Origin of the sequence: Achromobacter sp. UBA4530 (assembly GCF_002388205.1) — a bacterium.
GTDB classification, from domain to species: Bacteria; Pseudomonadota; Gammaproteobacteria; order Burkholderiales; family Burkholderiaceae_B; genus Achromobacter; species Achromobacter animicus.
This window is the reverse complement of record NZ_DGMA01000009.1, coordinates 271,785-292,054: the sequence shown is the minus strand read 5'-3', so window position 1 is coordinate 292,054 and position 20,270 is coordinate 271,785. Positions and strand designations below refer to the sequence as shown.

Annotated in this window: 16 protein-coding genes; 12 read left to right on the top strand and 4 right to left on the bottom strand. The window is 65.6% G+C overall.

The genetic code is table 11. From position 1 onward, the window contains the following. Nucleotides 1–108 precede the first annotated feature (108 nt). From B2W22_RS10770 to cyoD, 6 genes are all read left to right on the top strand, one after another. Entirely contained in the window at nucleotides 109–1,314 is a 1,206-nt protein-coding gene (locus B2W22_RS10770; RefSeq protein ID WP_175124446.1) for an ATP-binding protein, read from the top strand. A 5-nt stretch (nucleotides 1,315–1,319) separates the two neighbouring features. Next, nucleotides 1,320–1,871, top strand: a complete 552-nt coding sequence (locus tag B2W22_RS10765; protein WP_056558235.1) for a response regulator transcription factor — start codon at nucleotides 1,320–1,322, stop codon at nucleotides 1,869–1,871. A 257-nt stretch (nucleotides 1,872–2,128) separates the two neighbouring features. Beyond that, on the top strand, nucleotides 2,129–3,037 hold the full coding sequence (cyoA, locus tag B2W22_RS10760) for a ubiquinol oxidase subunit II (RefSeq protein ID WP_175124445.1): 909 nt from the start codon (nucleotides 2,129–2,131) through the stop codon (nucleotides 3,035–3,037). A gap of 2 nt (nucleotides 3,038–3,039) precedes the next feature. Then, nucleotides 3,040–5,016, top strand: a complete 1,977-nt coding sequence (gene cyoB / locus B2W22_RS10755; protein ID WP_175124444.1) for a cytochrome o ubiquinol oxidase subunit I — start codon at nucleotides 3,040–3,042, stop codon at nucleotides 5,014–5,016. Nucleotides 5,017–5,019: 3 nt separating this feature from the next. Then, nucleotides 5,020–5,634, top strand: a complete 615-nt coding sequence (gene cyoC, locus B2W22_RS10750) for a cytochrome o ubiquinol oxidase subunit III (RefSeq protein WP_056326361.1) — start codon at nucleotides 5,020–5,022, stop codon at nucleotides 5,632–5,634. Continuing rightward, entirely contained in the window at nucleotides 5,634–5,984 is a 351-nt protein-coding gene (cyoD, locus tag B2W22_RS10745; protein ID WP_175124443.1) for a cytochrome o ubiquinol oxidase subunit IV, read from the top strand. Before cyoC ends, cyoD begins: the two co-directional genes overlap by 1 nt. Before the next feature lie 134 nt (nucleotides 5,985–6,118). Here cyoD and B2W22_RS10740 read toward each other — a convergent pair whose 3' ends face one another. Next, nucleotides 6,119–8,635, bottom strand: a complete 2,517-nt coding sequence (locus tag B2W22_RS10740) for an ankyrin repeat domain-containing protein (protein ID WP_286937594.1) — start codon at nucleotides 8,633–8,635, stop codon at nucleotides 6,119–6,121. A gap of 179 nt (nucleotides 8,636–8,814) precedes the next feature. On the opposite strand from B2W22_RS10740, the gene B2W22_RS10735 reads away from it, so the two are divergent. After that, the gene (locus tag B2W22_RS10735) at nucleotides 8,815–9,447 is read left to right on the top strand and encodes a nitrogen fixation protein NifQ (RefSeq protein WP_414631952.1); all 633 of its coding nucleotides are present in this window, start codon (nucleotides 8,815–8,817) and stop codon (nucleotides 9,445–9,447) included. Between the two features lie 40 nt (nucleotides 9,448–9,487). Here B2W22_RS10735 and B2W22_RS10730 read toward each other — a convergent pair whose 3' ends face one another. Then, nucleotides 9,488–11,554 carry a TonB-dependent receptor gene (locus tag B2W22_RS10730; protein ID WP_286937735.1) on the bottom strand — a complete coding sequence of 689 codons (2,067 nt, stop codon included), beginning with the start codon at nucleotides 11,552–11,554 and terminating at the stop codon, nucleotides 9,488–9,490. Between the two features lie 98 nt (nucleotides 11,555–11,652). Between B2W22_RS10730 and B2W22_RS10725 the strand changes: the two genes are divergently transcribed. Beyond that, nucleotides 11,653–11,868: a SlyX family protein gene (locus tag B2W22_RS10725; protein WP_056558252.1), complete on the top strand. Its 216-nt coding sequence runs from the start codon at nucleotides 11,653–11,655 to the stop codon at nucleotides 11,866–11,868. Nucleotides 11,869–11,871: 3 nt separating this feature from the next. Here B2W22_RS10725 and B2W22_RS10720 read toward each other — a convergent pair whose 3' ends face one another. Further along, on the bottom strand, nucleotides 11,872–12,690 hold the full coding sequence (locus tag B2W22_RS10720; RefSeq protein WP_286937592.1) for a class I SAM-dependent methyltransferase: 819 nt from the start codon (nucleotides 12,688–12,690) through the stop codon (nucleotides 11,872–11,874). A 219-nt stretch (nucleotides 12,691–12,909) separates the two neighbouring features. Here B2W22_RS10720 and B2W22_RS10715 point away from each other — a divergent pair, with 219 nt between their 5' ends. Beyond that, complete coding sequence (locus tag B2W22_RS10715) at nucleotides 12,910–13,275, top strand: DUF4148 domain-containing protein (RefSeq protein ID WP_286937589.1); 366 nt, start codon at nucleotides 12,910–12,912, stop codon at nucleotides 13,273–13,275. 162 nt (nucleotides 13,276–13,437) lie between these two features. Beyond that, on the top strand, nucleotides 13,438–13,818 hold the full coding sequence (locus tag B2W22_RS10710) for a hypothetical protein (protein ID WP_175137704.1): 381 nt from the start codon (nucleotides 13,438–13,440) through the stop codon (nucleotides 13,816–13,818). 98 nt (nucleotides 13,819–13,916) lie between these two features. On the opposite strand, the gene B2W22_RS10705 is transcribed toward B2W22_RS10710, so the two are convergent. After that, nucleotides 13,917–16,214, bottom strand: a complete 2,298-nt coding sequence (locus B2W22_RS10705; RefSeq protein ID WP_286937586.1) for an NADP-dependent malic enzyme — start codon at nucleotides 16,212–16,214, stop codon at nucleotides 13,917–13,919. A gap of 106 nt (nucleotides 16,215–16,320) precedes the next feature. Here B2W22_RS10705 and B2W22_RS10700 point away from each other — a divergent pair, with 106 nt between their 5' ends. Both B2W22_RS10700 and B2W22_RS10695 read left to right on the top strand, forming a co-directional pair. Beyond that, on the top strand, nucleotides 16,321–17,286 hold the full coding sequence (locus B2W22_RS10700) for a LysR substrate-binding domain-containing protein (protein WP_191576121.1): 966 nt from the start codon (nucleotides 16,321–16,323) through the stop codon (nucleotides 17,284–17,286). Nucleotides 17,287–17,391: 105 nt separating this feature from the next. After that, nucleotides 17,392–20,130: a cation-transporting P-type ATPase gene (locus B2W22_RS10695; RefSeq protein WP_286937584.1), complete on the top strand. Its 2,739-nt coding sequence runs from the start codon at nucleotides 17,392–17,394 to the stop codon at nucleotides 20,128–20,130. Nucleotides 20,131–20,270: the final 140 nt, after the last annotated feature.

Genomic DNA, 20,270 nt, shown 5'->3' with positions numbered 1-20,270 from the left:
CCGGCCCGGGCAGCAGCCGGCCACCGCCGCCGCGCTCCGGATGCCAGCGTTCCGCGCAGCCGGGCGCCCGTAACTGCCGGCAGGCTGGCCGGCCCTCTGTATCTGGATATGCCCGGTAGTTCCGCCTTTTCCTTCCTGCGTACCCTCTGCAGCCTGCGCTGGCTCGCCATCGCGGGCCAGGCCGCCACCGTCCTCGTCGCCAGCAGCGTGCTGGGCCTGGATCTGCCGCTGGAACCGCTGTGGCTGGGCGTGGGCATGCTGATCGGCTTCAACGTCTACGCCAGCCTGCGCCTGCGCCATCCGCGCGACCTCTCCCACGCCACCGCCTTCGGCCACCTGTTCATCGACATGGCGGTGCTGGCCTGGATGGTGGGCTGGAGCGGCGGCATCAGCAACCCGTTCGGCACGATGTTCCTGATCCTGACCGCCCTGGCCGCGCTGGCGCTGCCTCGCAATTGGGCGCTGGCCGCGGCGCTGGCTGGCGTGCTGGGCTACGGCGCCGCGGCCATCTTCGGCCAGCCCCTGCGCGGCGACGTCGACCCCCACACCCTGCTGTTGTGGGGGCTGGGCGCCAATTTCCTGATTTCGGTCGTGGTGGTGCTGGTGTTCTCGACCCGCCTGGCCGCCGACATGCGCGCCCGCGAGCGCGAACTGGCCCGCCTGCGAGAACGCTTCACGCGCAACGAAGGCATCGTCGCCCTGGCCACCCACGCCGCCGCGATGGCGCACGAGCTGAACACGCCGCTCGCCACGATGACGCTCCTGACCGACGAGATCGCCGCCGAGGTCCAGGACGACGAAGACCTGCGGGAAGACGTCACCACCCTGAGCCAGCTTCTGGCCCTGTGCCGGGAACGCATCCGCAATCTGGCGGTCCCAACCGCCGTGGATCTGGTTCGCGTCGTGGGGCAGTGGCGTCTGATCCGGCCGACCATCGACCTGCAACGCTCGGGCACGCTGCCCACCAGCCTGCGCGTCGATCCCGCCATCGCCCACCTGCTGCAGGCGTTGTTGAACAACGCCGCGGACGCGGGGGAATCCGCCGACGCGCCCCGCGTGGACCTGCATCTGGAATACGGTTACGGCGCCCTGCGCGGCGAAGTCCGGGACTACGGCCGGGGTTTCGATCCCGATCATGCCGTGCTCCCGGCGACCAGCCTGTTCAACAGCGGCAAGCCGGGAGGACTGGGCGTGGGCCTGGCCCTGTCGCACGCCACCGTGGAACAGATGGGCGGCGAAATGACCATGACCGCGGCCGAAGGCGGCGGCACCCGCATCCGCTTTTATTTGCCTCTCGGCAACCCCGGGACCTGAATGTGATGAATGCAAACGATCTTGGCCTGCTGATCGACGACGACGAACTCTACGTGCGCACCCTGCAGCGCAGCCTGTCGCGCCGCGGCCTGGAAACCCGAACCGCCACCGGCATCGCCGAGGCCCTGCGCGTGGCCGAGGAAATCCGTCCAGCCTTTGCCCTGGTCGACCTGCGCCTGGGCGAAGACTCCGGCCTGACCCTGATCCGCCCGCTGCGCGCGCTGCGCGAAGACATGCGCATCCTGCTGGTCACCGGCTACGCCAGCGTGGCCACCGCCGTGGAAGCCATCAAGCGCGGCGCCGACGACTATCTGCCCAAGCCGGCCACGGCGCCCATGATCCTGCGCACGCTGGGTCTGGTGAAGCCAGAAACAGTTACGATCGAAACGACCATGACGCCGTTGCACCGCCTAGAATGGGAGCACATTCACCAGGCTCTGCACGAGACCGGCGGCAATGTTTCCGCCGCGGCGCGCCTCCTGGGCATGCACCGGCGCTCGCTGCAACGCAAGCTGGCGAAAAAACCGGGGCCGGAACGCGAGGTGCTTCCGGAATGAGTTGTGCGGGGCGACACATCTTTACAACACCCCCATGTGCACCTGCGACATATCGTCGCACCCCCTCCCTCCCCTCGGGGCTTCTGCTCCCCTAGGAAAACCCTGAATCCGCCGCCATTGGGCCGGATTTCTCCCAGGCAATGCGACCTTTCGTCGCAGGCTTGACCCAGATCAAACCGATAGGATGGACGTTGCTGCCTAGCAGCATTCCAGTCTGCTGCTTTGCAGCATTTCCCACCTTCCATCCAAGGCTGTACGTGAAACACCCCCTCCTTGCGACCCTTACGCGCATATTTGGCGTCGGCGCGGTCATGCTGCTTGGCGGCTGCAACATGGAAATCCTCTCCCCCAAGGGAGATATCGGCATCCAGGAAAAGACGTTGCTGCTGACGGCGACCGGGCTCATGCTCATCGTCGTGATCCCGGTCCTCATCATGATCGTGGCGTTTGCCTGGAAGTACCGCGCTTCCAACACCAAAGCTGACTACCAGCCCAAGTGGGCCCACTCCACGGCAATCGAAGCCGTCGTCTGGACCGTCCCTTGTATCATCGTGGCGATTCTTGCCGTGATCACCTGGCGCTCCACGCACGCGCTGGATCCCTACAAGCCGCTCGTGTCCGAACACAAGCCGGTGACCATCGAGGTGGTTTCACTGGATTGGAAGTGGCTCTTCATCTACCCCGAGTACGACATCGCCACGGTCAACGAGATCGCGTTCCCCGTGGACGTTCCGGTCAACTTCCGGATCACGTCGGCTTCGGTCATGAACTCGTTCTTCATTCCCCAGCTCGGCAGCCAGATCTATTCGATGGCGGGCATGGAGACCAAGCTGCACCTGAACGCGCGCGAAATCGGCACCTACGCCGGCATTTCGGCCAACTACAGCGGCGGCGGTTTCTCGGGCATGCGCTTCAAGGCGCACGCCATGTCGCAGGAAGGGTTCGACAACTGGATCAAGGAAGCGAAGGCTGCTCCCACCGCGCTGACCCCCGAGGTCTATGCGGAACTGACCAAGCGCAGCGAGCGCAACCCGGTCGTGAAGTATTCGTCGGCGCCGCCCGCCATGTTTGATTTCATTCTGGGCAGCACGATGACCAAGATGGCCGGCGTGGACTCCGCCACGTGCACCTCCACGTCGAATAATCTGATCGCAGGAATCAACTAACAATGCTCGGGAAACTTACCCTCGAGGCCATTCCGTACCATGACCCCATCGTCATGGTTACGCTGGCCGCCGTGTGCCTGGGAGGCCTAGCGGTCTTCGGCGCCATCACCTACTTCAAGAAGTGGAAGTACCTCTGGACGGAGTGGCTCACCACCGTCGACCACAAGCGCATCGGCGTGATGTACATCATCGTTGCGCTGATCATGCTGTTGCGCGGCTTTGCCGACGCCATCATGATGCGCACGCAGCTTGCCGTCGCGTCCGCGGACTCGGCCGGCTTCCTGCCGCCGCACCACTACGACCAGATCTTCACCGCCCACGGCGTCATCATGATTTTCTTCATGGCGATGCCCTTCATCACCGGGCTGATGAACATCGTCGTGCCGCTGCAGATCGGCGCCCGCGACGTGGCGTACCCGTTCCTGAACTCGCTGAGCTTCTGGCTGTTCGCCGCCGGCGTCGTGCTGATGATGCTGTCGCTGTTCGTGGGCGAATTCGCCGCGACCGGCTGGCTCGCGTATCCGCCGTTGTCCGGGCTGGACTACAGTCCAAGTGTGGGGGTGGATTACTACCTCTGGGCACTGCAGATATCAGGGCTGGGGACAACACTTAGCGGCATCAACTTCATCGTCACCATCCTGCGCATGCGTGCGCCCGGCATGACCCTGATGAAGATGCCGATCTTCACGTGGACCTCGCTGGTCACCAACGTCCTGATCGTCGCCGCCTTCCCCGTGCTGGCCGCGACCCTGGCGCTGCTGACGATGGACCGCTACCTGGGCACGCACTTCTTCACGAACGACGGTGGCGGCAACGTCATGATGTACGTGAACCTGATCTGGATCTGGGGCCACCCCGAGGTCTACATCCTGGTGCTGCCGGCCTTCGGCGTGTACTCGGAAATCGTTGCCACGTTCGCCCGCAAGACCCTGTTCGGCTACAAGTCCATGGTTTACGCCACGGCCGCCATCGGCGTGCTGTCGTTCCTGGTCTGGCTGCACCACTTCTTCACCATGGGTGCGGGGGCCAACGTCAATGCCTTCTTCGGCATAGCGACAATGATCATCTCGATCCCGACCGGGGCCAAGATCTTCAACTGGCTGTTCACCATCTACCGCGGCCGCCTGCGCATCACGACGCCGGTGCTGTGGACGCTGGGCTTCATGATCGTGTTCGTCATCGGCGGCATGACCGGCGTGATGCTGGCCATCCCCGGCGTGTCGTTCATCCTGCACAACAGCCTGTTCCTGATCGCGCACTTCCACAACACCATCATCGGTGGCGTGGTGTTCGGCTGCATCGCCGGCATGGTCTACTGGTTCCCGAAGGCGTTCGGCTTCACGCTGAACGAGCGTCTGGGCCGCTACTCGTTCTACTGCTGGTTCGTCGGCTTCTTCCTGGCCTTCATGCCCCTGTACGTCCTGGGCTTCAAGGGCATGACGCGTCGCCTGAACCACTACGACAACCCCGAATGGCAGCCGTACCTGCTGGTCGCGCTGGCTGGCGCCGCGCTGATCATGCTGGGCATCTTCTTCCTGCTGCAGCAAGTGTTCGTCTCGGTGCGTCAGCGCAAGCAGAACCAGGACGTCACCGGCGATCCGTGGGATGGCCGCACGCTGGAATGGTCGATCTCGTCGCCCGCGCCTTTCTACAACTTCGCCCACGTTCCTCACGTTGATGAACTGGACCAGTTCTGGGAAGACAAGCAGAGCGGCAAGGCGTACAAGCGCCCGGCCAAGTACGAAGACATCCACATGCCGAAGAACACCGCCGCTGGTGTCTGGATCGGCGCCTTTGGCCTGGTCATGTGCTTTGCGCTGATCTGGCACATCTGGTGGCTGTCGATCGTCGGTTTCGTGGGCATGATCGGTTCGTTCATCGTTCGCGCCTATGACCGCGACGTCGACTACTGGGTCCCGGCCGCGGAAGTCGAACGCATCGAAAACGCTCACTTTGACAAAATGCAGAAGGCCGCCTGAGCCATGATTCAAGCCGTAGCCACTCACCCCCACGCGGGTCACGACGATCACGCGCATCACGACGATGGATCCAAGACCGTTTTCGGTTTCTGGGTCTATCTGATGAGCGACTTGCTGATCTTTTCGGTGCTGTTTGCCACGTTCGCGGTGTTGTCCAACGCCACCGCGGGCGGTCCGTCCGGCAAGGAACTGTTCGACCTGAACTTCGTCCTGGTCGAAACGCTGTTGCTCCTGGTGTCCAGCTTCACCTTCGGCATGGCCAACCTGAACGTGCACGCCAACAACAAGAGCCGTGCCATGGGCTGGTTGATGGTCACGTTCCTGTTCGGCGCGGGCTTCATCGCGATGGAAATCTATGAATTCCATCACCTGATCAGCATCGGCGCCGGTCCGGGCCGCAGCGCCTACCTGTCCGCGTTCTTCACGCTGATCGGTACGCACGGCCTGCACGTGACCTTTGGCCTGATCTGGATCATCGTCATGCTCGACATGATCCGCCGTCATGGCCTGGACTCGATCAACAAGCGTCGTCTGGCGTGCCTGAGCCTGTTCTGGCACTTCCTGGACATCGTCTGGATCTGCGTCTTCACCTTTGTCTACCTTCTGGGAGCCCTCTGATGTCGCACTCCGCTGCGGCCGCACACGGCCACGACGATCACGCCGCCGATCACGGCAGCCTGAAGTCCTACATCATCGGTTTCGTGCTCTCGCTGCTGCTCACCTTCGGCTCGTTCGGCCTGGTGATGCACGGCGCGCTGTCCCACACCGCCACGATCATCGGCGTGGTGGCGCTGTGCATTCTCCAGCTGCTGGTTCAGCTGGTGTACTTCCTGCACATGGGCGCATCGAAATCGTCCCGCGACAACCTGGCCACGTTTGTCTTCACCGTGCTGATCATCTTCATCATCGTCGGTGGTTCGGCCTGGGTGCTGTACAACATGAACGTCAACATGGGCCACGCCATGTAATGACCGCTTGCCGTTAAGGCATGCAAAAACAGGCGCCTTCGGGCGCCTGTTTTTTTTGAGGGGAGATCGCGCGGAAGGCGCTGGGGCGTCGCGGGCAGCCAGCTGGCCGCTGCCGCCGCGCAGCGCGCGCCGGCTCAGCGCGGCGGAGCCGGCGGCGCCAGGTCCACCTCGGCGCGCCGTGCCAGCTCAATTGCCGTCACGCCCTCGAACGGCTGCACGCGCGAAGTTTGGTTCAGGTCGCACCCAGCGGGACCAGCGGCCGCATCGAGCACCTGCTTGACCGCACGTCCGCCCATCGGGCTGACCGGGCCGTTGTTGCCAAGCTGCCAGGCCAGCACGTCCGCCACCGCCATGCCGCAACGGGCCGGCGTCTTTGGCGCGCCGCCGTGTTCGAGCAGCAACTGAACCTTGTTGTCCATGCCCAGGTTCAGCATGGTCACCAGCGGCAGCGCGTCCGCCGCCGCGACGCCCTCGAGCCGCATGTCGGAATCGCTCCGGTCGGTCGGGTCCGCACCCGCCTTCAGCCAAGCCTCGTACAAATCGTCGGGCAGCCACGGCAGGCTGAGCGGCGCGATCCGGTTGCGCAGCGGTCCCGCCGTGTCGGCCGGCGCCGCCAGCGGCACGCCTGCGGCCACCAGCCGGTCCGCGATAGCGCGCAGCCGCGCGCGCTGGCCGTCCCACGCCGCGCTGTTGCCGTCAGCCGCCGCGCGTTGCTCCACCTGATTCCACATCGACAGCAGACTGGACAACGGCTCCGTCGAAAGCGGCGCTTGCGGCGGGCGCGCAGCCTGCACCAGCTGATCGATGAGGCCAGGCTGCAGGTAGCGGACCGCCAGCGACAGGCCTTCATTCATCCCGTTACGGTCGGGCGCGTCCTTGGAGGCGCCGTAGCCGCCCACCGCGGGATCGGCGCCGTGGGCCAGCACGTATTTCACGCGCTCAGGCACGGCATAGGTCGCCGACGGGGTCAGGTCGCCGCTCGGCGATTCCCGCAGGGCCTCGAGCAAGGGCGTTTCCCACATGGGACTGTTGCCGTAATACATGCGGGTGTAGGCGGCATTGATGTCCGCCCCCCGCGCCAGCAGTTTCTCGGCAAACCAGAAATTCTTTGGCGTTTGCAGCGCGGCATGCAGCAGCGAGCGCCCGTTCTTTTCGCGCGCGTTCGGATTGGCGCCCTTCTCCAGCAGGTAGACCAGGTTGTCCTTGCTGTCGCTGTAGTACGAAATCCGGCGCATCAGCAGCGGCGTGCCGTTCGAGTCCAGCGCATCCACCGGCGCACCCGCGGCGATCAGGATGTCGGCCAGCGCGTAGCGCTCTGCGGCCGGACGGGTGTCCTTGGCGTCCGGCAACGCGCTGGCGACCAGCGAGAACCCGTTGTCGGGGCCGTCCGCCTTGGCGCCCGCGTCCAGCAGCACGCGCACCATCTCAAGCTGCTTGCGCGACACGGCCACCGACAGTGCGGACCTGCCGTATTCGTTCACGCCGTTCGGATCCTGTCCGCCCGCAAGCTGGGCGCGCACCGCGTCCAGATCGTTCGCCTGGATCGCCTGGAAGATCGCCAGGCGCGGACGGCAGACCTGCGCATCCAGTGCCGAGGCCTCCAGCGCCGCGCCGATGCGGGACGCGATGTTGGCCGGAATGGCTTCCTTGCCGGCAAGGCGCTTCGAGCAATACAGCCGGTAGTCCTCGCGCGCCAGCGCTTCGTAGTAAGCCCGCTCCTCGCGCGATTTCTCGCGCTGTTTCCAGCGGGCGTCGGCGCGGTTAAGGTAAGCGGCGGTGCGCGACGGATCGCGCCGCAGCACGTCGGTCAGGATGCGTTCCGCCTGCGCCGTGTCGCCCGACTCGGCCAGCCAGAAGCCGTAGTCGTTCAAGGCGGTCAGCATCTCGGCGTCCTTGCCGTCCGGATCGATCTCGCGATAATCCTGCGCCATGACGAAGCGGCGCAGGTCGGCCAGCGCACGGTTGAACTCGGCGGTCTTGGCGCGCGGAATGGCGCGCGCCACCTGATGCAACGTGCGGAACGTGGCCGTCACGTCCGGCGCCGTCTGGTGTTCGAAACGCACCTGCGCGGGAAATGGGTCCAGCCGCGTGGGATAGTCGCGCAGCGCCGCGTGCAATGTTGCCAGGGCCTGCGCGCGGCGCGCCTCGTCCCACGGGCGGCTGCTGATGACCACCGCTAGCTGCGAGTCGGCGTTGACCGACGCGGCCTCGCCTTTGTCGTCCACCAGGAAACCCGTGGCCTTGCCGGCGCCGGCGCCGCGATCGGCATAACCGACCCAGTAGAAGGCCTCGCCCGCGCGCGGGGACCGGACCGCCACGTTGTCCTCGCGCGACGCCTTCCAGCCTTCGGGATCGATCACCAGCGGCTGCGAGCGGAAATCCAGCTTGAAGGTCTTGGCCCCCTCGCGCACGTACCGGTACAGGTACAGCCGGTTTTCCATCTGACCAACAAGGACGGCGTCCTTGACGTTCTCGGTGCCCCACACCCGGCGCTCGGGCTCGCGCAGCGGATAACGGGAAAGCCGGATCGAATCAATGACAGCGCCGACGTCGAAGGCCAAGGCGGGCGGCGGCGATGCGGCCATGCCGGCCAGCGCCAGCGCGACAGCGCCAAACAGACGGGTGACAGCGGGACGGAAACGGCGCGGCATGTTTGGGGTGTTATGCAATGGATAGGACGCCGATCATACCTGTCCCCGCTAATTACCCTCGGGTATGTCCCAACGGGGATTCACCCGCATATGGCAGAAGCGCGCCGATTTTTCGTTATATATTCGCCCCTACACTGTTTAGTTAACAGCTTAATAAAACCGTTACCGCATTAAGAATCATGATGGACGCCGTGCCCGTGCCGCCCTCTCTTCCCGACACCAGCATCACCGATCGGGCCCAGCGGTTTGCGCATGCCTTGCTGCGATATGCACCGCCCGTTCATCCCGACGCCGGCTTTTTCGCCGCCGTCATCGGCACCAGCATTGCCCACCAGGACCTCGCGCGCAGCGGTCTGTCGCCGGCCGAACTGCACGACCTGCTGGACTACCTGTTCCCGGGCGCGCTGACCGGCTTCGACACATCCCTGTTCCCGCTGCGCGAGCAATATGCCGCCTTCGTCAGTATGGGCGTGAGCGATCCTCAGCCCGGTTTCACGCTGTTGATGCGCGTCCTGCTCGACGCCTACCGCGCGCCCGGCCCCGACACCACCCCATGGGTCAGCAGCGTCCTGGCGCACGCCTGCCTGCGGCCAGACCACCTGTGGCGCGATCTGGGTCTGTCGGGACGCGAAGACGTCACCGTGCTGCTTGCGCGTCACTATCCGGGTCTGGTGAGCCGTAACGTGAACAATCTGCGCTGGAAGAAATTCCTGGCGCATTCAGCGTGCGAACACGCCGACCTGCCCGCCGCGGCCGCGCCGGGATGCAGCGATTGCGAGGACAGCGCGTTCTGCTATCCCGCCGCGGCGTAAGGCGCGGGCGGGGCCACGACAGCCCGCCGCACCTCGCGCGTCAGAACCGGTAAGTCGCCCCCACGCCCACGCCCGCATTCCGTCCGGGCGCCGGTTCGTAATAACGCCCGTTGCCTTCGTTGACGATGACCGAGCCTGCGTAGTCGCGGTCAAACAGGTTGTCGACGCGGGCGTAGGCGTTCAGCTCCCACGGGCCGGCGCGCTTGATGTAGCCGACGCTGGCGGCCGCGACAAAATAGGCGGGCGCGTCGCCATTGTTGGCATCGTTGACGTAGATCTTGCTCAGGTAGCGCCCTTCCACTCCGGCCTGCCAGCCTTCGGGCGGCGCCCAGGCCAGCGAGGCATACGCCGCCTGGCGCGCGATGCCGGGGATCTTGTTGCCCGCGCGGATATCGCCGCTGCCGTCGTCGGCGTAGCGTGCGTTGAGCATCGTGTACGCGAGCTGCGTGCGCCAATGGCGCGCAAATTCCCCGGACCAGCTCAGTTCCAGGCCATCGCGGCGCGTGCGGCCGGCGTTCTGGTAGCTGGTGCGCCCGCCCAGGCTGCCCGCAGACACGATCTCGTCGTCCGTGCGGGTGCTGAACACCGCGGCCGTCAGCAGGCCGCCGGCCATGCGCGCCTTGACGCCGGCTTCGACGTTGGTGCTGACCGACGGCATCAAGCCGAAGTTCAGCCCCGGGTCGCCGCCGGGCCGGTACGAGATCTCGTTCAGGGTGGGCGTCTCAAAACCCCGGCCGTACGAGGTGTAGACGCTGACGTCGTCGTTGACGGCGTAGCGCAGCGCGGCCACGGGCAAGGCCTTGCGGTAGCGCGCGCCGCCGCTGTCGTCGGTATTGCCGACCGTGATGTAGTGGTCGTCGGAGTCGAAGCGGACCGTGCTGTAGCGCAGGCCTGCGTCCAGCGTCCAACGGTCGGCGAAATTCCAGGAGGCCTGCGCATAGGGGTCGGCGTTGTAGACGCGATTGGTTTCATCGCGGCGCAACGCGCCTTTCACGCCCAACTGCCGGCTTGCCCCCGAACCGACGAAGTTCTCGTAGCCCTTGCGGTCTTCCTGCATGGTGTCGTACGAGAAGCCGCCGATCACGGTCAGCGCGCGGCCCGCCAGCGTCAGTTCCGAGGTCCAGCGCACGTCCGCGCCGCCGTATTGGCGCTTCAGATCAATGACGCCGCCGGCCTGCGTGGGCGGAGTCTGCACGGCGGGCGGGATCGACTGATATTGCGTGGTATCGCGCTGGCCGTAATACACCATCACGCGCAGCGCGTTGCGGCCGTCGATCTGGTGGTCGAAGACCAGCCCGCCCTGCGTCTGCTTGACCGTCTTGCGGGTGTTGTACTGCTCGGCCACCGGCGCGCTGCGCGGGTCGTCCTGGAACTGCTGGTAGGTCAGGCCCAGCGGATCCTGCGCCTTCAGGTCGACGCTATTGACGACAAGGGTCAGGCGGCTGTCGTCGTTCAGTTGCAGGCCCAGCTTGGCGTTGCCCAGATTCTTGCGCGCGGCGCTGTGGTCGCGATAGCCGTCGGTGGTGAAACGCGACAGGTCCAGCACGTAATCCAGCTGACCCGCGCCCGTGCCCGTGACGCCGCTGGCCTGCGCGCCGTAGCGCCATGTGCCGTAGCTGCCGCCCCAGCCGCTGGCGGTGATCTCGGGCGGATTGGCGCCGTCCTGCGTGAACACCTGGATGACGCCCCCGGAGGAATTGCCGTACAGCGCCGAGAACGGCCCGCGCAGCACCTCGACTCGGTCGATGGAGCCGATGTCGATATTGGAGGTCTGCCCCTGGCCATCGGGCATCGTGGCGGGAATGCCGTCGACATACAGCCGCACGCCGCGCACACCGAACGTGGACCGCGCACCGAAGCCGCGGCTGGAAATCTGCAGATCCTGCGCGTAGTTCTGGCGGTTCTGGATCTGCAGGCCGGGCACGCCGGCCAGCCCTTCAGACAGGTTGATGCCGGGCTGCTGCCAGCGCATGGCGCTGCCCTGCACGACATCGACGGAGGCCGGCGTGTCCAGCACCGCGGTGCCGAGCCGGGTGCCGGTCACCACCACCGGGGCCAGCGTCTGGGCTTGCGCCAGCGCGGTCGCAGCCGGTGCAAGCGCCAGTATCGTGCTTGCCGTCCACCACCACGTGCCGCTGTCCCGCCATTGCCGCTGTACCAAACTTCTCTCCTGTGATCGGGCGGGAATGGGTTCTAATACCCGCCATGGAAAATACGCAAGACATCGAACGCCGGCTGATGGACCTGGAGGTCAAAGCCAGCTTCTCGGATGATCTTCTGGAGCAGTTGAACCAGATCATCGTCCGCCAACAACAGCAGATCGACCGGCTCATGCGCGAGGTCGCCGACCTGCGCCAGCAGGCGCCTGAGGGGGCAGCCCCCTTCCGCAGCCTGCGCGACGAACTGCCGCCGCACTACTGATCGCTAATAGTGATAGCGCAGCAGCCTGGTCATACTACCCAAGGGCTCGACCCGGCGCATCAGCCATAACGCCGCCTGCGCCGGCAGCGAATATCGTGCCCGCTGCGCGGGGTCGTCGGTTTCGTACCCGCCGCGCACGGTGCGCAGCCGCAAGGCGGGCACCTGCGCCTCCAGATCCTGCGGGCGCCTCAGACTCCAACGCGTGACCGCGCCTGTCGATTGGATCATGCGGTTGTGCGCCACCCAGCTCAAGCCCAGGCGGTTGTAGGCGTCAAAGACGACCTCGCCGGACGGAAACCGCGCCGTCAGCGCGCGCAGCAAGGTCAACAGCGCGTCCTCGGGCAGATAAAGAAAAAGTCCTTCGGCCACGACCAGCGTTGGCTTGCCGGCCGGGATCTGCGCCAGCCAGTCCAGGTCCGTGACGGGCGTGCCCACCAGCGTGCAGCCCGGCCGCGGCGGATACAGCTTGCGCCGCAGTTCGATGACCTCGGGATAGTCGACCTCGTACCAACTTATGCCCGGTGGCGGATTCACCCGCTGCACGCGCGTATCCAGCCCGCAGCCCAGATGCAGCACGGTGGCATCGCCGTGCGCGGCGATGAATTCGCGGGCCCAGCCATCCAGCGTGTGGGCGCGCATCGCCAGACCGATCATTTCGTCGCGGCGCATGCGCAGGCGGGAAAAATCGTAGTCGATGCGGCTAACGGCATCGGCGGCGTGATGGTCCTGCAGCACGGAATTGGGCAGCCGGCTTTCTCGCGCCTTGGCGTACAGCGTGATGAGAAGCGTGGCCTTTTCTCGGGTGAGGTCGATTTTTTCCATGCACAGTCCTGTCGATCCGCCCCGCTTCGGCATTCCAAAAATGGTGACTCAATAGCAATTGAAGCCACATCTTCCCATTGATGGAATTATCTTTTACCGATATCCGGGTTTATCCGCATTCTAGATCGGCGCAAGATTCAAGCCATCGGGAAACAGCAACGAACCACGACGGAAAGGCCGCCGGATTCGCTCCCAGGCTCTAGAAATCGGAGGTTTACCATGAAGACCCTTGCTACCGCTTTGATGTTCTCGCTGGCTGCACTGAGCGCCGGCGCCTATGCCTCGCCCAACATCGAACCCAACAATGTGCCCTTCCAGGGCGTCTACGGCACCCCGTACGAAGGCCCCACCCGCGCTCAGGTGCAGGCCGAACTGGCTGCCGCGAAGGCCGCCGCCAAGGCCGCCGGCATCAACACCAACGCCGAACCGAACAACACGCCTTTCCAAGGTGTGTATGGCACGCCGCACACCGGCAAGACCCGCGCCGACGTGAAGGCCGAACTGGCCGCCGCCAAGGCCGCCGGCCAAGTGTCGAACGTGGAACCGAATGACATGCCGTTTGCGGGCGTGTATCGCGGCAACTGAAACGGCAACTGAAACGGCTCTCCCGCCGCGCAACGATTTACCCTCCCCTTGTTGTAGCTTGGCCGCCCCGTTGGGCGGCCTTTTTTTGGCGTACTATCGGCTCAGATTCACGGTGCAGACTCGCTTACCGCCTTACTGGCTGTTCACATCAGGGAGCCCATCTTGAAATATCCCCGCGTTCTTGCCGCAGTGCTTCTGTCCAGCGTCATGGCGTCGGCGGCGGTCGCCGCCCCGGCCGTCATGCTCAACGACGCCCTCATCACGCAGATATTGCCGGCCGACCGCGCCTCGTTTCACGAGGCCGTGGCACAGGCGCTGAACAGCTCGGCCGACGGCCAGAGCACCGAATGGACCAGCACGCACCAGCGCAAGAAGGCGGCGCCGATCACGGTGCAGTTGACGCCCAAGCAGACCACCAAAGCCGGCAATGACCGCGTCTGCCGCTTCCTGGTCGGCAATTTCTCGCGGACCACCACGACCGAAACCTGGCAGTTCTGGTTCTGCAAGCAACCGGACGGCACCTGGAAGGCCAGCGCAAACTAGGCCTGGCCGCTCACCCGCAGAAAAAAATGCGCGCCGGCTCCGTGAGGAGCGGCGCGCATTGTCTTGGCCGCGCGAATCACGCGGCGGCTCAATGGCGATCAGGCGCCTTCGACGCGGTTGGCGTCGAGCACCGTCATGGCCGTCATGTTGATGATGCGGCGCACGGTGGAGCTGTTGGTCAGGATGTGCACGGGGGCATTGGCGCCCAGCAGGAACGGACCCACCGCGACGTTGCCGCCCGCTGCCGTCTTGAGCAGGTTGTAGGCGATGTTGCCGGAGTCCACATTCGGGCACACCAGCAGGTTGGCTTCGCCCTTGAGCGTGGACGACGGCAGGATGCGCATGCGCAGGCCCTCGTCCAGCGCGCAATCGCCGTGCATTTCGCCGTCGATTTCCAGGTCCGGGGCCGCTTCGCGGACCAGTTCCAGGGCGCGGCGCATCTTCTCGCCCGAGGCCGAGCTGCCCGAACCGAAGTTGCTGCGCGACAACAGCGCAACCTTGGGCGCCAGATTCATGCGCGCCATTTCTTGCGCGGCCATGATGGTGAATTCGGCGATCTGCTCGGCGGTGGGCTCGTCGTTCACGTGCGTGTCCACCAGCACCACCGTGCGCTCGTCGAGCAGCAGGATGTTCATGGCGGCGTAAACGTTGTGGCCCGGACGGCGGCCGATGACCTCATCCACGAAACGCAGGTGGTCGTGGTACGCGCCGACCGTGCCGCAGACCATGCCGTCGGCATCGCCCAGATGCACCATCATTGCGCCGATCAGCGTCAGGCGGCGGCGCATTTCCACGCGCGCCATTTCCTTGGTGATGCCCCGGCGGCTCATCAGCTCCCAGTACGTCGTCCAGTATTGGTGGAAGCGCTCGTCGTATTCGGGGTTGGTGACTTCGACGTCTTCGCCCAGACGCAGGCGCAGGCCGAATTTTTCGATGCGCGACAGCAGCACGGCGGGACGTCCCACCAGGATCGGACGGGCCAGGCCTTCGTCGACAATGACCTGCACGGCGCGCAGCACGCGTTCGTCTTCGCCTTCGGTAAAGACGATGCGCGCCTTGCCGCCCGAACGCACGATGCGCTTGGCCGCCGAAAACAGAGGCTTCATGAACGCGCCGGAGTGGTACACAAACTGCTGCAGTTGCTCTTCGTAGGCTTCCAGGTCAGCCAGCGGACGCGTGGCGATGCCGCCTTCCATCGCGGCCTTGGCCACCGCCGGCGCGATGCGCACGATGAGGCGCGGATCGAACGGCTTCGGGATCAGGTATTCGGGACCGAACGAGATGTCGTAGGTGCCGTAGGCGGCGGCCACGACTTCGTTCTGCTCTTCCTCGGCCAGGTCGGCGATGGCATGCACCGCCGCCATTTCCATTTCGCGCGTGATCGTCGTGGCGCCCACGTCCAGCGCGCCGCGGAAGATGTACGGGAAGCAGAGTACGTTGTTGACCTGGTTCGGGTAATCCGAACGGCCCGTGGCCATGACCACGTCGTCGCGCACGCCGTGGGCCACTTCGGGCAGGATTTCCGGCGTGGGGTTGGCCAGCGCCAGGATCAGCGGGCGGGAGCCCATGGCGGCGACCATTTCGGGCTTCAGCACGCCGCCGGCCGACAGGCCCAGGAACACGTCGGCGTCCTGGATCACCTCGGCCAGCTTGCGGGCGTCGGTCTTTTGCGCAAAGCGCGCCTTGTCCGGATCCATCAGCGTGGTGCGGCCTTCGTAGACCACGCCCTCGATGTCGGTGACCCAGATGTTTTCCAGGGGCAGGCCCAGGTCCACCATCAGGTCCAGGCACGCCAGCGCCGCAGCGCCCGCGCCCGACGTGACCACCTTGACCTGCTTGATGTCCTTGCCCACGACCTTCAGGCCGTTGATGAAGGCCGCCGACACGGTAATGGCCGTGCCGTGCTGGTCATCGTGAAAGACCGGAATCTTCATGCGTTCGCGCAGCTTGCGCTCGACGGTGAAGCACTCGGGGGCCTTGATGTCTTCCAAGTTGATGCCGCCGAAGGTGGCTTCCAGGCCGGCGATGATCTCGACCAGCTTGTCGGGGTCGGTTTCATTGATTTCGATGTCAAAGACATCCAGGCCGGCGAACTTCTTGAACAGCACCGCCTTGCCTTCCATGACCGGCTTGGAGGCCAGCGCGCCGATGTTGCCCAAGCCCAGCACCGCGGTGCCGTTGGAGATCACGCCCACCAGGTTGCCGCGCGCGGTGTAGCGGTACACGTTGGACGGGTCGGCCACGATTTCCTCGCAAGCCGCCGCCACGCCGGGCGAGTACGCCAACGCCAGGTCGCGCTGGTTGACGAGCGGCTTGGACGCCACGACGGAGATTTTTCCCGGGGTGGGGAACTCGTGATAGTCCAGGGCTGCCTGGCGGTCGGACGGGTTGTTCATGGGCTGTGGCCTCGCTGTCTTGAATTTGCAAAATTCTAGGGTGGAAGACATAAGGCGTTCATTCGGATTTAATATCGTCCCATCACGCTTTCCTAATGTCTTGTCTATGACAGCCTTTGATCCGGATGCCGTTTTCCGGAAATTGACCTCGCGCCTGAAGATGCGCCACCTGATGCTGCTGCTGCAGATCGAGCAGCACGGGTCGCTGACCCGGGTGGCCGAACACATGGCGACCAGCCAGCCGGCCGTGACCAATGCCCTGGCCGAGCTGGAAAGCATGTTCGGCGTGCCGCTGTTCGACCGCTCGGTGCGGGGCATGACGCCTACGCCCATGGGCGCCGTGGTGCTGGCGCGCGCCCGGGCGCTGGTCCATGATCTGGGCCATCTGGTGCAGGAAATGGAGACCGTGGCGGCCGGGCACGCCGCCCACCTGCACATCGGCGTCATTCCGTTCGTGTCGGGCCAGATGCTGTCGGCGGCCATCGGCCGCACGCTGCCGCAGGGCCGTCAGCTCACCGCGACCATCCACGAGGGTCAGGGGCCGGCGCTATTGCGCCAATTGCGCGACCACACGCTGGACGTGGTCGTCGGCTGGGCCACGCCCTCGGTGGACCTGAGCAACATCGGTTTCGAGGTCCTGTACCACCAGCAGCCCCGCCTGATCGCCAGCCGCCGGCTGGCCGCCCGGCTGGGGCGGTCGCGCCTGGAATGGAACCGGTTGGCCGATCTGGACTGGATCCTGGGCACGCCGGGCAGTCCGATCCGCGAGCAGGTGGCCGACATCTTCTTGCGCGCCGGCCTGGCGCCCCCGCCGCCGTCCGTGCAAAGCGACTCATCCAAGCTGATCGGCGAGATGATCGTGGCCAGCGACCGCGCCGTCACGATCCTGCCGGCCGACATCGCCGACGAGCTGGTTCGCATCGCGGGCGCGGCCATCGTGCCGTATTCATTTGACTGGACGCTTCCGCCGATCTCGCTGTTCACGCGGTCCGACGGATTGCGGCGCAACGTCGAGGCGCTGTTTGCGGCGGCGTTGCGCGAGGTCTATCTGAAGGGCGCGCGGCCGATGTGACGCCTCGGGCCGGCAGCCCGTCGTATCATGGACGCCGGACTGACCTGTGCGGCCCCCGACTTCCGGCCCGGTCACGTGGCCGGTCCCTCCGGGAGGCCGTACGTCATGACGCAGGCGAACACGCAGGTTCCGCAAGCTCCTCGCCCCTGGCACCAACTCTCCGTCGACGAGACGTTGGGCATCCAGGTGACCAGCGCCGCCGGCCTTTCGCAAGACCAGATCCGGCGCAGGCAAGAGACCCACGGCCTGAACGCACTGCCCCCGCCTGCCCGCCGCAGCGCCTGGCTGCGATTTCTGGGCCACTTCAATGACGTGCTGATCTACATCCTGCTGGGTGCGGCGGTGGTGACATCGCTGATGGGCCATTGGCTCGATACCGGCGTCATCCTGGCCGTGGCGGTCATCAACGCCGTCATAGGCTACGTCCAGGAAAGCCGCGCCGAACGTTCGCTGGACGGCATCCGCAACATGCTGTCGAACCATGCCCGCGTGGTGCGCGACGGGCAGAAGGAAGAGATCGACGCCCGCGACCTGGTGCCGGGCGACATCGTGATCCTGCGACCCGGCGACAAGATCCCGGCGGACGTGCGGCTCTTTGACACGCACAACTTCCGCGTCGAGGAATCGATGCTGACCGGCGAATCCACCGTCGTCGAAAAGCACGATGCGCCCCTGCCGGGTGACGCGCCGCTTGGCGACCGCCTGAACCTGGGGTTCTCGGGCACCCACGTCAGCGCGGGCAATGCGCGCGGCATCGTGGTGGCCACCGGCAGCGACACCGAGATCGGCCACATCAACCGCATGATGACGGACGTGCAGACGCTGCAGACGCCGCTGTTGCGGCAGATGGAGCTGTTGGGCAAGCGCATCTTCCAGGTGGTGCTGGTGATGGTGGTAGCGCTGTTCGTGCTGGGCCGCTACGTGCTCGACATGCCGCTGTCGGACCTGCTGATGTCGCTGATCAGCATCGCGGTCGCCTCCGTGCCGGAAGGCCTGCCGGCCATCATCTCCATCATCCTGTCGCTGGGCGTGCAGCGCATGGCGCGCAACCGCGCCATCATCCGCAAGCTGCCCACCGTCGAAACGCTGGGCGCGATGACGGTGATCTGCTCGGACAAGACGGGCACCCTGACCATGAACGAGATGACCGCCAAGAACGTGCTGCTGGCGCAGGGCGTGTATCGCGTGTCGGGCGACAACTACCGGCCGGTCGGCGAGATCACCCGTGAATCCGACGGGAAGCCGGTGGACTGGCAGCGCGAGGACGCGCTGACGCGCTTCGTGCGTGCGGCCGCCATCTGCAACGACAGCCAGCTGCACGAAGATGCCGATGGGCAGTGGCGCATCGTGGGCGGTCCCACGGAAGGCGCGATGATGGTGCTGGCAACCAAGGCCGGCCAGAGCCTGGAGGGCGTGGCCAAGCACGGCAAGGTGCCGTTCGATTCCAGCTACAAGTACATGGCGCGCCGCTGCGACGACCATGGTCAGAACATCATCTACGTCACCGGCGCGCCCGACGTGCTGTTCAAGCTGTGCGCGCAGGAACAGGGCGAAGCCGGGCCGCAGCCGCTGCGGCTGGACTACTGGGAGCGCGGCCTGGAGGCCTTTGCGCACCAGGGCCTGCGGACATTGGCAGCCGCGTACAAGCCCGGCACGGCGGACGCCGCGGCGCTGGACCATCCGGACTTTCAGGACGGGCTGGTGTTGCTGGGCGTGGCCGGCATCATGGACCCGCCCCGTCCCGAAGCCATCGAAGCCATCGCGCAGTGCAACCAGGCAGGGATCCGCGTGAAGATGATCACGGGCGATCACCCCGAAACCGCGCTGGCGATCGGCGCCATGCTGGGCATGACGCATGTGCGCGAGGCGGTGACCGGCGCCCAGTTGCAGCAGATTGGCGACGAAGAACTTGCCGCGCTGGCGCGCGACCACGACATCTTTGCGCGCACCAGCCCCGAGCACAAGCTGCGCCTGGTGCGCGCGCTGCAAAGCATGGGCGAAGTGGTCGGCATGACGGGCGATGGCGTCAACGACGCGCCCGCGCTCAAGCAGGCGGACGTGGGCGTGGCCATGGGCATCAAGGGCACCGAGGTCACCAAAGAGGCCGCCGACATGGTGCTGGCGGACGACAACTTCGCCTCCATCGCCTATGCCGTGCGCGAAGGGCGCCGCGTCTACGACAACCTGAAGAAGACGATCCTGTTCATCCTGCCGACCAACCTGGCGCAGGGACTGCTGGTCATCGTGGCGTTGCTGGCCGGCGCACAGGCGCCGCTGACGCCGCTGCAGATCCTGTGGATGAACATGGCGACTTCCGTCACGCTGGCCTTCGGCCTGGCGTTTGAACCGGCCGAACCGGGCATGATGCAGCGCCGGCCGCGCGATCCCGCGAAATCGATCTTGGACGGCTTCGCCCTCTGGCGCATCGCGTTCGTGGGGCTGCTCTTCACCACGTCCGCCTTCATCATCGAAAAGAGCCTGATTGCCGCGGGGCGCGATCCGGACTTCATCCGCACCGTCATCCTGCAGACGCTGGTGACGGCGCAATGGACCTATCTGTTCAACTGCCGCCTGCAGGACCGGTGGCCGATCACGCCCAGCATGTTCCGCAATAAGGCGCTGTGGCTGGTCACGATCCTGCTGGGCCTGCTGCAATGCGCATTGATCTATCTGCCCGCGATGAATCGCGTGTTCGGCACCGTCCCGCTGCCGCCGGAATACTGGACTTTGACGCTGGTGGCCGCCGCGGTGCTCTTTTGCGTGGTGGAGATCGAGAAGCTGGTGCTGCGGACATGGCGCGCGCGGCGCGCCCGGCTCGAGCTGGCGCATCGCCCCGCAGCATGACGTGACGACCGCGGCGTGATGGCGCGCCCCGGTTGCCCGCCGCGCCTCGCGCACAAAAGTGCCAACAAATGTAAAGGGCGCGGCCGCGCGGCCGTGCGCGCTCCTATACTTGCGCCCGCCAAGATTCACAGGAGGGCCCG

Excerpts from the sequence above, each read along its gene's own strand:
- B2W22_RS10770 (WP_175124446.1), top strand. The coding sequence starts at position 109 with ATGCCCGGTAGTTCCGCCTTTTCCTTCCTGCGTACCCTCTGCAGCCTG.
- B2W22_RS10765 (WP_056558235.1), top strand. The coding sequence starts at position 1,320 with ATGAATGCAAACGATCTTGGCCTGCTGATCGACGACGACGAACTCTAC.
- cyoB (WP_175124444.1), top strand. The coding sequence starts at position 3,040 with ATGCTCGGGAAACTTACCCTCGAGGCCATTCCGTACCATGACCCCATC.
- cyoC (WP_056326361.1), top strand. The coding sequence starts at position 5,020 with ATGATTCAAGCCGTAGCCACTCACCCCCACGCGGGTCACGACGATCAC.
- cyoD (WP_175124443.1), top strand. The coding sequence starts at position 5,634 with ATGTCGCACTCCGCTGCGGCCGCACACGGCCACGACGATCACGCCGCC.
- B2W22_RS10740 (WP_286937594.1), bottom strand. The coding sequence starts at position 8,635 with ATGCCGCGCCGTTTCCGTCCCGCTGTCACCCGTCTGTTTGGCGCTGTC.
- B2W22_RS10735 (WP_414631952.1), top strand. The coding sequence starts at position 8,815 with ATGATGGACGCCGTGCCCGTGCCGCCCTCTCTTCCCGACACCAGCATC.
- B2W22_RS10725 (WP_056558252.1), top strand. The coding sequence starts at position 11,653 with ATGGAAAATACGCAAGACATCGAACGCCGGCTGATGGACCTGGAGGTC.
- B2W22_RS10720 (WP_286937592.1), bottom strand. The coding sequence starts at position 12,690 with ATGGAAAAAATCGACCTCACCCGAGAAAAGGCCACGCTTCTCATCACG.
- B2W22_RS10715 (WP_286937589.1), top strand. The coding sequence starts at position 12,910 with ATGAAGACCCTTGCTACCGCTTTGATGTTCTCGCTGGCTGCACTGAGC.
- B2W22_RS10705 (WP_286937586.1), bottom strand. The coding sequence starts at position 16,214 with ATGAACAACCCGTCCGACCGCCAGGCAGCCCTGGACTATCACGAGTTC.
- B2W22_RS10700 (WP_191576121.1), top strand. The coding sequence starts at position 16,321 with ATGACAGCCTTTGATCCGGATGCCGTTTTCCGGAAATTGACCTCGCGC.
- B2W22_RS10695 (WP_286937584.1), top strand. The coding sequence starts at position 17,392 with ATGACGCAGGCGAACACGCAGGTTCCGCAAGCTCCTCGCCCCTGGCAC.